The sequence below is a fragment of the Microbacterium sp. F1-18 genome (genome assembly GCF_052921305.1).
In genome coordinates, this window is record NZ_JBREVD010000005.1 from 102,909 (window position 1) to 116,032 (window position 13,124).

10 protein-coding genes are annotated in these 13,124 nt (G+C 70.1%); 6 read left to right on the forward strand and 4 right to left on the reverse strand.

Annotated features, from left to right (window positions below):
* Positions 1–128: 128 nt before the first annotated feature.
* The 3 genes from ACU6RU_RS14080 (at position 129) to ACU6RU_RS14090 (ending at position 4,659) form a co-directional block, all read left to right on the forward strand.
* The gene (locus ACU6RU_RS14080; RefSeq protein WP_120264109.1) at positions 129–2,654 is read left to right on the forward strand and encodes an ATP-dependent Clp protease ATP-binding subunit; all 2,526 of its coding nucleotides are present in this window, start codon (positions 129–131) and stop codon (positions 2,652–2,654) included.
* Between the two features lie 148 nt (positions 2,655–2,802).
* On the forward strand, positions 2,803–3,303 hold the full coding sequence (locus tag ACU6RU_RS14085; RefSeq protein WP_289330357.1) for a GNAT family N-acetyltransferase: 501 nt from the start codon (positions 2,803–2,805) through the stop codon (positions 3,301–3,303).
* Between the two features lie 606 nt (positions 3,304–3,909).
* Entirely contained in the window at positions 3,910–4,659 is a 750-nt protein-coding gene (locus ACU6RU_RS14090) for a gamma-glutamyl-gamma-aminobutyrate hydrolase family protein (protein WP_120264110.1), read from the forward strand.
* A 155-nt stretch (positions 4,660–4,814) separates the two neighbouring features.
* On the opposite strand, the gene ACU6RU_RS14095 is transcribed toward ACU6RU_RS14090, so the two are convergent.
* Positions 4,815–5,699: a transglutaminase family protein gene (locus ACU6RU_RS14095; protein WP_289330355.1), complete on the reverse strand. Its 885-nt coding sequence runs from the start codon at positions 5,697–5,699 to the stop codon at positions 4,815–4,817.
* Entirely contained in the window at positions 5,696–8,215 is a 2,520-nt protein-coding gene (locus ACU6RU_RS14100; RefSeq protein WP_446726853.1) for a circularly permuted type 2 ATP-grasp protein, read from the reverse strand. Before ACU6RU_RS14100 ends, ACU6RU_RS14095 begins: the two co-directional genes overlap by 4 nt.
* Before the next feature lie 68 nt (positions 8,216–8,283).
* Between ACU6RU_RS14100 and ACU6RU_RS14105 the strand changes: the two genes are divergently transcribed.
* The 3 genes from ACU6RU_RS14105 to ACU6RU_RS14115 all read left to right on the forward strand — a co-directional run bounded on the left by ACU6RU_RS14105 (position 8,284) and on the right by ACU6RU_RS14115 (position 10,180).
* The gene (locus ACU6RU_RS14105) at positions 8,284–8,796 is read left to right on the forward strand and encodes an amino-acid N-acetyltransferase (RefSeq protein ID WP_120264113.1); all 513 of its coding nucleotides are present in this window, start codon (positions 8,284–8,286) and stop codon (positions 8,794–8,796) included.
* A gap of 45 nt (positions 8,797–8,841) precedes the next feature.
* Positions 8,842–9,519 (forward strand): hypothetical protein, encoded by a 678-nt coding sequence (locus tag ACU6RU_RS14110; protein ID WP_446726854.1) that lies wholly within the window; start codon positions 8,842–8,844, stop codon positions 9,517–9,519.
* A gap of 253 nt (positions 9,520–9,772) precedes the next feature.
* On the forward strand, positions 9,773–10,180 hold the full coding sequence (locus tag ACU6RU_RS14115) for a dehydrogenase (protein ID WP_120264114.1): 408 nt from the start codon (positions 9,773–9,775) through the stop codon (positions 10,178–10,180).
* Positions 10,181–10,594: 414 nt separating this feature from the next.
* Here ACU6RU_RS14115 and radA read toward each other — a convergent pair whose 3' ends face one another.
* Both radA and ACU6RU_RS14125 read right to left on the reverse strand, forming a co-directional pair.
* Positions 10,595–11,959 (reverse strand): DNA repair protein RadA, encoded by a 1,365-nt coding sequence (radA, locus tag ACU6RU_RS14120; protein ID WP_120264115.1) that lies wholly within the window; start codon positions 11,957–11,959, stop codon positions 10,595–10,597.
* 181 nt (positions 11,960–12,140) lie between these two features.
* A complete protein-coding gene (locus ACU6RU_RS14125) occupies positions 12,141–13,097 on the reverse strand; it encodes an L-lactate dehydrogenase (RefSeq protein ID WP_289330352.1) in 957 nt (318 codons plus the stop codon).
* Positions 13,098–13,124 lie beyond the last annotated feature (27 nt).

A 13,124-nucleotide genomic window follows, 5' to 3' on the forward strand; every position in this document is an offset into this window, starting at 1 on the left:
GGTCCGAGGCGACCGAGCGCAACCCCGCGTAACGCTATGCCGACGGCGAACACGGGCATACCCGTATCCCTGCCTGGTTAATCTCTTTCGTAAGCGCCCGGAGTCCCGGCGCTCAGAGGAGGCTGACGATGTTCGAGAGATTCACGGATCGTGCCCGTCGCGTGGTCGTGCTCGCCCAAGAAGAGGCGAAGATGCTCAACCACAACTACATCGGGACCGAGCACATCCTCCTGGGTCTGATCCACGAGGGTGAAGGCGTCGCGGCCAAGGCCCTCGAGAGCCTGGGCATCTCCCTCGACGCCGTGCGCGAGCAGGTACAGGACATCATCGGTCAGGGCCAGCAGCAGCCGACCGGTCACATCCCGTTCACGCCGCGTGCCAAGAAGGTCCTCGAGCTGTCGCTGCGCGAAGCGCTGCAGCTCGGACACAACTACATCGGCACCGAGCACATCCTCCTCGGCCTCATCCGTGAGGGCGAGGGAGTGGCCGCTCAGGTGCTCGTCAAGCTCGGCGCCGACCTGAACAAGGTGCGTCAGCAGGTCATCCAGCTGCTCAGCGGCTACCAGGGCAAGGAGCCCGCCGGCGCGACCGTCGGCGCGGGCGAGCAGACCCAGGCGCCGCAGGGCGGCTCGGCTGTGCTCGACCAGTTCGGGCGCAACCTCACCCAGGCCGCGCGCGACAACAAGCTCGACCCCGTGATCGGTCGCGAGAAGGAGATCGAGCGGGTCATGCAGATCCTCTCGCGTCGCTCCAAGAACAACCCGGTGCTGATCGGCGAGCCCGGCGTCGGCAAGACCGCCGTCGTGGAAGGCCTGGCGCAGGCCATCGTCAAGGGCGATGTGCCCGAGACGCTCAAGGACAAGCAGGTCTACTCGCTCGACCTCGGCTCGCTCATCGCCGGTTCCCGCTACCGCGGTGACTTCGAGGAACGTCTGAAGAAGGTCACCAAGGAGATCCGCACCCGCGGCGACATCATCGTCTTCATCGACGAGATCCACTCGCTCGTCGGTGCCGGTGCGGCAGAGGGCGCGATCGACGCCGCGTCGATCCTCAAGCCGCTGCTCGCCCGCGGCGAGCTCCAGACGATCGGTGCCACGACGCTCGACGAGTACCGCAAGCACTTCGAGAAGGATGCCGCGCTCGAGCGCCGGTTCCAGCCGATCCAGGTCGGCGAGCCCAGCATCCCTCACGCGATCAACATCCTGAAGGGGCTGCGCGACCGCTACGAGGCGCACCACAAGGTGCAGATCACCGATGGCGCGCTCGTCGCCGCGGCGAACCTGGCCGACCGGTACGTCAGCGACCGCTTCCTGCCCGACAAGGCCATCGACCTGATCGACGAGGCCGGCGCCCGCCTGCGCCTGTCGATCCTGTCGTCGCCGCCCGAGCTGCGCGAATTCGACGAGAAGATCGCCAAGGTCCGCGAGGACAAGGAGCGCGCGAGCGAGGAGCAGGACTTCGAGAAGGCCGCATCGCTGCGTGACGAGGAGAAGTCGCTGCTCGCCGAGCGCCTGCGCCTCGAGAAGCAGTGGCGCTCGGGCGACGTGGCCAGCCACGCCGTCGTCGACGAGGGGCTCATCGCCGAAGTGCTCGCCCAGGCCACCGGCATCCCGGTGTTCAAGCTCACCGAGGAGGAGACCAGCCGTCTCGTCTTCATGGAGAAGGCGCTGCACCAGCGCGTCGTCGGGCAGGAAGAGGCCATCGCGGCCCTCTCCCGCACGATCCGTCGTCAGCGTGCCGGCCTGAAGGACCCGAAGCGCCCCTCGGGCTCGTTCATCTTCGCCGGCCCCACCGGCGTCGGAAAGACGGAGCTCGCCAAGGCGCTCGCCGAGTTCTTGTTCGATGACGAGGGCGCGCTGATCTCGCTCGACATGTCGGAGTACGGCGAGAAGCACACCGTCTCGCGTCTGTTCGGTGCCCCTCCCGGATTCGTCGGATTCGAAGAGGGCGGTCAGCTCACCGAGAAGGTTCGTCGCAAGCCGTTCTCCGTCGTGCTGTTCGACGAGATCGAGAAGGCCCACCCCGACATCTTCAACTCGCTGCTGCAGATCCTCGAAGAGGGTCGCCTGACGGACGGTCAGGGTCGCGTGGTCGACTTCAAGAACACCGTGATCATCATGACGACGAACCTCGGCTCGTCGGCGATCGCCGGTGGACCGGTCGGGTTCCAGGTCGAGGGCAACGCGCAGACCAGCTACGAGCGGATGAAGGGCAAGGTCGACGAAGAGCTCAAGCGGCACTTCAAGCCCGAGTTCCTCAACCGCGTCGACGATGTCATCGTCTTCCCGCAGCTGAACAAGGCCGAGCTGCGCCAGATCGTCGGCCTGTTCACCAAGCGTCTGAGCGAGCGCCTGCTCGACCGCGACATGACGGTGGAGCTCTCCGACGCCGCGAAGGACCGCCTCATCGAGATCGGTTTCGACCCGACGCTCGGTGCTCGTCCGCTGCGTCGTGCGATGCAGCGCGAGGTCGAGGACCAGCTCAGCGAGAAGATCCTGCACGGCGAGCTCAACCCTGGCGACCACGTGAAGGTCGACACCGAGGGCACGAAGTTCGTCTTCGAGACAGCTCCGCGTGAGGACAAGGTGGCGATCGGCGTCGGCGCTGCCGGCGAGATCGCTGCGACTCCCGACATCGCCGCCAGCGGCGACTGACCGAGGTCGCGCGAGCGACGAATCGCACGGAGGGGCGGATGCTGCGGCATCCGCCCCTCCGGCGTTTTCGGGGCGGGAGCTGCCCCGGCTGGCGGCGGAGAATGGTGGGATGCAGCCGTTTGCCGTCGCTGTCCGTGCCGTCGACAGGATGGATCCCGTTTGGGTGGCCGTCTCCGGGCTGCTTCGCGACTACCACCTGCAGACGGAACACGAGAAGGCACTGCACGGGGTCACGGCGGGTGGGGTCACGGCGGGTGGAGTGACAGCGGGTGGGGTGGCGGGTGCCGCGCTGCCCGCGAGGTATCGGGTCGAGGTCGACGACCCTGCCGAGGCGTTCGCGGGGGCTGCTGTCGCCGTCGCCGAGGACGACGTCGGGGCGGTCGGCGTGGTGGTGCTTCAGCCCTCGGGCCGCGACGTAGAGCTGAAGCGGCTGTGGGTCGCGCCCGCCGGACGTCGACGGGGAGTCGCGGCGGCTCTCGTGACATACGCGAGTGAGCATGCCGAGCGAGCGGAAGCCGACGGGCTGCGGCTGTCGGTCTGGGACTGGCGCTCCGACGCGCTCGCCCTCTATCGGTCGCGGGGGTTCACCGTCGAGCCTTCGTGGGAATCGCGCGAGCGGCTGGTCTGCCTGCGCCGAGCCCTGGACTGATCTTTCCGCGTCGGTGCGTCAACCCCTCCTTGCCTTCGTGCCCGGTCTGCGTGCCGTCGACAGGCTGAGCGCGGTAGGGGTCGCTCTTCCAGCCGATGTGTATGTGCTCAGCCTGCGGACGGGACGCGTCGCGCGGGTTCAACGCGACTGACCGGGGACGGACTCGGGGCCAGAGTCGGACTCGGACTCGGACTCGGACTCGGACTCGGACTCGGACTCGGACTCGGACTCGGGCTGTGGCTGTGACTGTGGCTGTGGCTGTGGCTGTGGCTGTGGCTGTGGCTGTGGCTGTGGCTGGGACTGGGGCTGGGGCTGTGGCTGTGCCCGGGGGCGTGAACCTTGGCCCAGGCCCGGTTCTGGGCCTACTGGGGCACGGTTCTGCGTGGGGACGTCTACCGATCGCGGGTGCGGCGTGCCGCCAACAGGCTGAGCATGGCCGGCACCGCCGCGATCGTCGCTTCGGGCGGGCCCAGCCTGTCGACGGGACGCGTCGTGCCGAGATCCCCGCGCCCGGCGGCGCCCGGCGGCGCCCGGCTGCGCAAGGCTGCGCCGAGCGCGGCGTCGGTGTGTGACCGGCGCGAAACACAGCGGCTCTACGATCGGCGCGTGAGCAGCGAAAACGCCACGACGGCGCCCCGGCCCGTCATCGGCTTGACGACCTACCTCGAGCGCGCCCGTCAGGGGGTGTGGGACGTGCGGGCGAGCTTCCTGCCGCAGCAGTACTTCGACGGCGTGACGGCCTCGGGCGGTGCCGCCATCCTGCTTCCGCCGCAGCCGGCACCCGTGCCTGCCGCCGATGTCGTGCTCGACCGGATCGACGGGCTCGTGCTCACGGGCGGCCTCGATGTGCAGCCCGAGCTGTACGGGGCCGAGCGGCATCCGCTGACGGATCCGGCCCGGCCGGATCGCGACGACTGGGAGCTCGCCCTGCTGCGCGGTGCCCGTGAGCGTGGCATCCCGGTTCTGGGCATCTGCCGCGGTCTGCAGCTCATCAACGTCGATGCGGGCGGCACCCTCCACCAGCACCTTCCGGACGTGCTGGGCACCGACCGATACCAGCTCGGGAGCGGCGTCTTCGCGCGGAACGATGTCGCGGTCTCAGCCGGGACGATGTTGTCGGAGCTCGTGGGGACAGGCTCGCTCACCGTGAGCAGCTACCACCACCAGGGCATCGACCGGCTCGGCGAGGACCTCGTCGTGTCGGCCCGCAGCGGCGAAGGTCTGCCGCAGGCGATCGAGTCGCCCGGCTCCGACTTCCTCGTCGCGGTGCAGTGGCACCCCGAGGAGGACGCCGCCGACCGCCGGCTGTTCCTCGGCCTGGTCGCCGCGGCGACAGAGTACGCCGCGGGTCGCTGACCCCCCCCGGCATCACTGGCTCGTCCTTGTTGCGCTGGCCGTGCGCGAATGCAAGCGTTCGTGGCCGACACCCCGACCCCGGATGCCTCGGCCCGGGGTGTCGACTCGGATCTCTTGCATCCGCGCTCGCAGAGGCATGCCGGATGCCGTCGGGGTCAGGGTTCGAGAGGGGCGACGTCGACCGAGACGCGCAGGGTCGAGGTCTTCGCCTCGGTGAAGATGATGCCCTTCACGGGCGAGACGTCGCCGTAGTCCCTGCCCCATGCGACGGTGACGTACCGGTCGTTCGCCCACTGGTCGTTCGTCGGATCGATCGCGAGCCATTGGTCGGTGCCCGGCAGCCACACCGCGAGCCAGGCGTGCGAGGCGTCGGCGCCGAAGACGCGCTCCTTGCCGGGCGGCGGCTGCGTCGCGAGGTACCCCGACACGTAGCGCGCCGCGACACCGTGCGAGCGCAGGCACGCGAGGGCGACGTGGGCGAAATCCTGGCAGACGCCGGCCCGCTTCTCCAGCGCGTCGGCGACGGTGCTCGTGACCGTCGTCGCCGTGCTGTCGTAGTCGAAGTCGGTGTAGATCCGGTGCATCAAGTCGCTCGCGGCTTCGCCGATCGGGCGTCCCGGGGTGAGCGAGACCGCGCCGTAGGCGGCGGTGGCCTCGGACTGCGCGACGCGCGGCGAGGGGAGAGCGAACTCGGCGGCGCGCCACGCCCCCTCCTGGTCGGGATGCCGCAGCGGCCGGGCCGCCTCCCAGGGCAGGGCGAGTGCCGCCGGGTCGTACTCTGGAGCGGTGACGATGACCTGGCTGGAGGCCTCGATCGACAGCGCCTCGTGCGCGGCGGTGACATGGAAGTACGTCGACCAATTGCCGAAGTAGTCGGAGTCGCGCCGCATGTCGCCCGGGGCGGGCGAGACGACGACATCCGCCTCGCGCACCCGCTGCCCGGGCAGTTCGCGCGGTATCAGGTGGAACTGCCCGACGCTGTCTTCGACGGGAGCGCTGTAGGTGTACGCGGTGCGATGCCAGACGCGGTACTGCTTCACGCGCGGGCCTCCATCAGTTCCTCGATGAGGGCCAGCGACGACAGCGCGACCGGGGGCGGGCCGCTCTCGAAGTGCAGCTCGTCGATCGCGTCGCCGAGCTGCTCGAGCTGGGCCGTGAGGTCGTCGAGCAGGGCGGCGAGCGGAGAGCGGATGCCGTCGACGGCATCCCCCAGCGCATCGGTGTCGATCGCGCTGACGAGGGTCTCGAGGTCGTCGACCAGACGCTCGGGCCGTGTCGACCCCGTCGATGCGGGCGCCGACGCGAGATGGGTCCGCAGCTCGGCGAGGCAGAACGCCAGCGACCGGGGGTTGTCGGGGTCGCGTAGCAGCAGGTCGAGCACGTCGCCCAGGCGCACCGCGCCACGGAACCGCCGTCGGTGGGTGACGATGCTCTCCGATGCGGTGAGAAGCGCCTCGAGCACGGCCCGTTCGGTCCGCGCGTCGCGGCGGTCGACGACGACGCGCAGGATGTGGCAGACCTGCAGCGCGCGCTCGAGGAAACGCCCCGCCTCGATGAAGTGCCATCCGGTGTCGCGCATCATGTTGGCCGACACGCCCTGCAGCGACAGGACGACGGTGAGCATGCGCCCCGCCGACTCGGCCGTGCGGTGCGCGTGCGGCGATGCCCGCAGGGCGCGGGAGGCCCGTTCGATGCCGGCGAAGACGCGCCACGTGTCGCCCGACAGCTGGTCGCGCACGCCGTCGAGCGCGTCGCGCAGCCGGCTGAGCGCGTGGGCGGTCGAGCCCACCCGTGCGGCGTCGAGCAGCAGCGACCGGAAGTCGGCGTCGGCGGCATCCGGCCCCGGACCGGCGAGCCGCTTGATGGCGTCGCGCAGCACGCGGGCGCTCGTGTGGCTGGCGCGACCGGCGCCGGCCAGGTCGAGCTGCTGCTGCGCCGTGAGCACCAGCCGCAGCAGGTCCTCCGCCCGCTCGGCGTACCGCCCCGACCAGAACATGTCGTCGAGGGCGCGCGGCGCGATGCTCGGGGCGCTGCGGCCACCGGGGAGCGGACCGATCTCGTTGAGGCCCTGATCGGCGTCGCCCTCAGCGGCCTTCAGCACCCAGACGTCCTTCGTGGTCGGCGCCGCATCGGGGCTCTCGCGCACGGTGGCGAGTCCGCCGAGGAGGGGGCGGTACGCCGAGCCGTGACGCAGCGTGAAGGCCCGGAAGATCAGAGCGCGCGCGCGTGCACCGTCGCCGGCCCACACGGGGGCCTGCGAGAGGGGCAGCAGCTCCTGCCCGACGTAGCGGTGCGGTGCGGCCTCGATGCGAGCGGCGACGGCCGCGGCATCCAGTCCTGTCAGATCGCGGCGTGATCCGTCGAGGGTCCGCACGAAGAGGGAGGGATCCTCCGACCGGACGCGATCGAGAACGACCGCGCGCGCCTCGTCGTCGCCGCACCACCACGTCGGCACGGCTGGCAGGCGCAGCTGCTCGCCGAGCAGGGCTTCGCAAGCCGCGGGCAGATAGGGCAGCAGGGCGGGGTTCTCCAAGACGCCGGCGCCGAGTCCGTTCACGAGCCGCACCGTCCCGCGGCGCACCGCCTCGGTGAGGCCGGCGACGCCCAGACGCGAGTCGGAGCGCAGCTCGAGCGGATCGCACCACTCCGCGTCGACGCGGCGCAGGATGACGTCGACCTGCTCGGTCGGTTCTCTGCGCGGCCATCCGGTGGGCTTCATCCACACCCGGCCGCCACGCACGACGAGGTCGCTGCCCTGCACGAGCGACAGGCCCAGGCCTCGCGCGAGGAAAGCCTGATCGAACGCCGTCTCGGAGTGCGGGCCGGGGGTCAGGACGACCACGCGCGGCTCGGCGACACCCTCGGGCGCTGACGCGGCGAGCGTCGCGTGCAGGGCCGAGAAGTACGGCTCCATGCGGTGCGGGTCGCTCTGCTGGTACAGGTCGGGCAGCACCTGCGAGATGACGCGCCGGTTCTCCATCGCGAACCCCAGGCCCGACGGCGCCTGCACGCGGTCGGCGAGCACCCGCCATTCGCCGTCGGCGTCGCGTCCGAGGTCGGTTCCCGACAGCAGCAGCGGATGCCGGTCGGCCGCCGTCGACCGCGCGAGAGGGCGGAGGAATCCCGAGTGGCCCAGCACGGCCGCGGCCGGGATGGTTCCCGATGAGAGCAGGCTCTGCCGTCCGTAGAGGTCGGTGAGGACAGCGTTCAGCAGCTCGGCGCGCTGCGCGAGGCCCGTCTCGAGCCGCGCCCAGGCGGCCGCGTCGACGACCAAAGGGACCGGGTCGAGCTGCCACGGCTGGGCGCCGCTGTCGGGGCGGACGTAGGTCACACCGTCGTCAGCGAGGAAGCGGGTGATCTCGCCCTCGACGCGGGCCAGCTCGGGCGGGGTCAAGGCCAGCGCGAGGCCGGCGAGTGACTGCCAGGCGGGGCGGAGGCTGCCGTCGGCATCGACCACCTCGTCGTAGCGCGAAAGGTCGGCGGGGCCGTGGGGGAGCGACGACAGAGGCAGTGTCGGCTGGGACACTGCGGCTGCGTAGTCACGGAGCACGCTCACGTCGGCACTCCAAAGCGGGAGGGATCTCGGGCTGAGGCAACCTTACCGGCGCGGACTATCGTTGAGGTGTGAGCTCCGACGACCCGGCCTTCGTCGTCCGCCCCGCGAGGGCGAGCGATGTCCGCGGCATCCGCGAGATGCTCGACCCCTGGGTGCAGCGACGAATCCTGCTCGGCAAAGACCTCGTCGTGCTCTTCGAGTCGGTCCAGGAGTTCGTCGTCGCCGAGGCCGACGGCCGGCTGGTCGGATGCGGCGCCCTCCACGTCATGTGGGAGGACCTCGGAGAGGTGCGCACCCTCATCGTCGTCGACGAGTGGCTCCACCGCGGAGTGGGCGGCGCGATCGTCGACCGGCTCGAGCAGAACGCCCGGGAGCTCGGCCTCTCGCGGCTGTTCTGCCTCACCTTCGAGGTCGACTTCTTCGCGCGCCGCGGGTTCGAGGCGATCGGCGAGCAGGTCGTCGACGCCGACGTCTACTCGCAGCTGCTGCGAAGCCCCGACGAGGGCATCGCCGAGTTCCTCGACCTCGCGCACGTCAAGCCCAACACCCTGGGCAACACCCGGATGCTGAAGCACCTCTAGGCGTGCCGCCCCGGCGGCATCCGGCCCGCGCCCTACCCTGGCTTCATGACCGACACGCCGCCCCGACGCCGTCATTCGCCCGCGGTCTACCGTCGCCGGCGACTCGCGCTGCTGCTCGTCGTGCTCCTCATCGTCGCCGCCGTCGTGCTGGCCTTCTGGCGGCCGTGGGAGGGCGCCGCATCCGATGGTCCGGCTCAGCCCGCGTCGTCGGATGCCGCGGCCTCGCCCTCGTCGTCGCCGTCCGATGCCGGGGACGACGCGCCCGAGCCGTCGACATCCGCGAGTGAGCCGTCGCCGTCGCAGGATGCCACGGCGGAGGAGGTCGAAGCGTGCTCGGCGCGCTCGGTGCAGGTCTCAGCGGTCACGGACAAGGATTCCTATGGCGCAGGGGAGTTGCCGCAGCTGTCGATCTCGCTGACGAACGCGGGGGCGGAGGCCTGCCTGCTCAACGTCGGAACGGCGACGCAGAAGCTCACGGTGTCGAGCGGTCCCGACGTCTGGTGGCGCTCGACCGACTGCCAGAGCGAGTCGAGCGACCAGGTGGTGCAGATCGATCCGGGGCAGACGGTGTCGAGCGTGACCCCCATCACGTGGGATCGCACGCGCTCGTCGGTGGACAGCTGTGACGGAGAGCGCCCGGCCGCGCCCGCGGGCTACTTCAATCTCGCCGTGGAGATCGGCGGGTTGGCGGCGCAGCAGGAGCGCCAGTTCGTCCTGCGCTGACCGGCGTTCGCGGCCCCGCAGGAGAGTGAGACTTTTCTCACTCGACGGGACGAGACAGACGCCGGGGTGCGGACGTAACCTGGAGTCAGCTCTTCGAGGAACACCCTCGCTGTCCCCAGCGGCGAGTAGTCGCGCAACCCCCCAGAATCGCGACGACGGATCCCCACCTCGGATGGGCGATGGGCCCTCTCGATTTCCTCAGTCCCCAATGAAGAGTTCGAGAGGGCCCCTTCTCTCTCTCTAGGCTGAGGTGATGGCTGGAAAGAAGCGTGGCGTGAAGAAGCCGCTGCCCGAGTTCCGCAATCCGCAGCTCGCGGACGCCCTGCAGACCCAGGACATGGCTGCTCTCGCGTTCGCGCTGCGGCACGGCCCGACCGTCGTGCCGCTCATGCGTCCCGGCGATCGCGATGACCCGCGTGACGTCGGTGAGATCTGGACGTACCGCGACCCCAACACCGGTGACGTCGCGCTGCTGCTGTTCAGCGATGCGGCGCACAAGCCCGAAGCGCTGCCCGCGCATGTGGCGTTGCAGTCGCCCGGCGGTCTGCGCGCATTCCTCGGGGTTCACGAAGCGGAGATCACCACGGTGTTCTTCGACATCGCAGGCCCCCACCCCATGCAGGCCACCCCGCAGGACGTGATCGCCGCGCTCGACGCCTGATCGCCGGGTTGGTGGGGCCGGGGGTTTGGGGTTGGGGTTGGGTTTGGGTTTGGGTTTGGGTTGGGTTGGCAGTTGGCGCCGCTTCGGCGCTCGCGATGGGGCGTGTTCTGCCAGGTGAGTAGCCCAAGACCGGGCTCTGGCTCTCGTGCTCTGGATTGGCAGTTCGCGCCGCTTCGGCGCTCGCATTAGGGCGTGTTCTGCCAAGTGAGTGGCGTTGGCTCGGCGCATCAGGGTTTGGGTTGGCGCTTCGCGCCGCTTCAGCGTCCGCGTTGGGGCGTGTTCTGCCGGGTGAGAACTCGACGCCGAAGGCTCGAGGTTTGGGTTGGCAGTTCGCGCCGCTTCGGCGCGCGCGATGGGGCGTGTTCTGCCAGGTGAGACCCCGGCGGCCCGGGCTCGGCAGCTCGAGGCGGGGGGTCAGAAGCCGACGTCGGCGGCGGATGCCGCGGGCTGACGCACCTGCAGATCGCGCATCGCTCCGCCGATCGTGCGCGACGAGGCATCCACCACGGCGGTGTAACCCATGCGCTTCGCTTCGGACTGGCGCTGGCTCGACTGCGTGACCGGGCGGATCTCGCCCGCGAGACTGAGCTCACCGAAGGCCGCCACCTGTCGCGACACGGCCTTGCCGCCGACGGCACCAGCGATAGCGATGGCGATGGCGAGGTCTGCAGCTGGCTCGACGAGGCGCACGCCGCCCACGGTCGAGACGTAGACGTCCTGGTCGCTCGTCACGGCGACGCCGCGCTTCTCGAGGACGGCGAGGATCATCGCAACGCGTGCGCTGTCGACGCCGCTCACGACCCGGCGGGGATTGGGCGCCCCGGTCTTGAGGGTCAGCGCTTGGACCTCGACCGGCAGTGCTCGTCGCCCCTCGAGCGCGATCGTCACGCAGGTTCCGGGCACCGGGTCGCCGTGCCCGAGGAACAGCGCGCTCGGATCGGGCACCTCGGCGATGCCGTCGCCCGTCATGTCGAAGCATCCGACCTCGTCGGTCGGGCCGAAGCGGTTCTTCAACGCCCGGACGAACCGCAACGAGGTTTGGCGGTCGCCTTCGAACTGGCAGACAACGTCGACGAGATGCTCGAGCACCCGCGGGCCGGCGATCGAGCCGTCTTTCGTGACGTGGCCGACGATGAGGACGGGGAGGTCGCGCTCTTTCGCGACGCGGATGAGGGTGGACGCCACTTCGCGTACCTGGCTCGGCTGACCGGCGACCCCGTCGGAGAGCGACGACGACACGGTCTGTACCGAGTCGACGATGAGCAGGTCGGGGCGCACCTCGTCGACGTGACCGAGCACGGTGGCGAGGTCGGTCTCGCTGGCGAGATAGAGCGCGTCGTGCAGCGCGCCGGTCCGCTCTGCGCGGATCCGTACCTGGCCGAGCGATTCCTCCGCGCTCACGTACAGGACCCGGCGGCCTGAACGTGCGGACTGCGCGGCGACCTCGAGCAGGAGCGTCGACTTGCCGACGCCGGGCTCGCCCGAGAGCAGGATCGCGGCCCCGGGGACCACTCCGCCGCCGAGCACACGGTCGAACTCGCCGACCCCGCTCGATCGTCGAGGGGCGTCGGTGGTGTCGATCTCGGTGATCGGACGAGCGGCGCGCGCCGCACCGGGGCTGACCGCGGTCACGGTCGAGGTGATGCCGGTCTGCGTCGCCGCCTCGACGACGGTGCCCCACTGCTGACACTCACCGCAGCGACCGACCCACTTCGCGGTCGTCCACCCGCACTCGGTGCACTTGAAGGCCGTCGTGGGAGCGGGACGTCGAGAGGCCATGGATCCAGGGTAGGCGCGACCTCCGACATCCCCGCCGACCAACGCCTCGAGGGTGCTCACGCGATACGAACGTCGGACCGGTGGTGCGGATGTCGCGTTCCCGAGGCTCGGGGACGACACCAGCACCGCCGGTCCGACGGATGTATCAGCATCTGGCGTGACATCGCACGCCGGGGCGAGGTCAGCCGCGCAAGGAGGCCGCGACTTCCTGGAGGGATGCTGCCGAGTGCTGGAACAGTTCGAGCTCACGGTCGGAGAAGGCGATCTCGCGCACGGGGAACGCACCCCGACGGTTGACGACCGAGGGCACCGACAGGGCCATCCCGTCGACGCCGTGGAAGTCGCGCAGCACCGTGGAGACGGGCAGCACGGCATCCTCGTCGCGCAGGATCGCCTCGACGACCCGCGCGCTGGAGAGGCCGATGGCGTAGTTCGTCGCGCCCTTGCCCTGGATCACCTTGTACGCGGCATCGCGGACATCGATGGCGATCTGATCGATCTCCTCTCTCGTGAACTTGGGCTGGCCGTCGAGCGGCACCCAGTCGAGGATCGGCACCGTTCCGATCGTGGCGTGAGACCACAGCGGGAACTCGGTGTCGCCGTGCTCGCCGACGATGTACGCGTGCACGCTCGAGATCGAGACGCCGGCGCGGCGGGCGATCTTCCACCGCAGGCGCGAGGTGTCGAGCACCGTGCCCGAGGCGAAGATGCGCTCGGGCGGCAGGTCGGTCGCTTCCTGCGCGAGCACGGTCAGCACGTCGCACGGGTTCGTGACGATCACGAAGGTCGCGTTGGGGGCGACCTCGAGCAGCTTCGGCATCATCGAGGCGATGATTCCCGCATTGACACCGGCGAGCTCGGTACGGGTCTGACCCGGCTTCTGCTTCGCTCCCGCGGTGATGACGACGACGTGCGAGCCCTCGGCGACCGAGATGTCGGAGCCGCCGATGATGTCGCTCGATCCGGTGAACTGCGCGCCGTGGGCGAGGTCGAGCACCTCGGCCTCGGTCTTCTCGGTGGCGATGTCGTACAGCGCCACGTGGCGGGCGGATCCCCGGATGAGGGCCGCGTAGGCGACGCTCGAACCGACGGCGCCCGCGCCGACGACGGTGAGTTTGGAGTTCTCGATCGCGCTCATGACCTCAGTCTGGCAGGGGGGAATGAG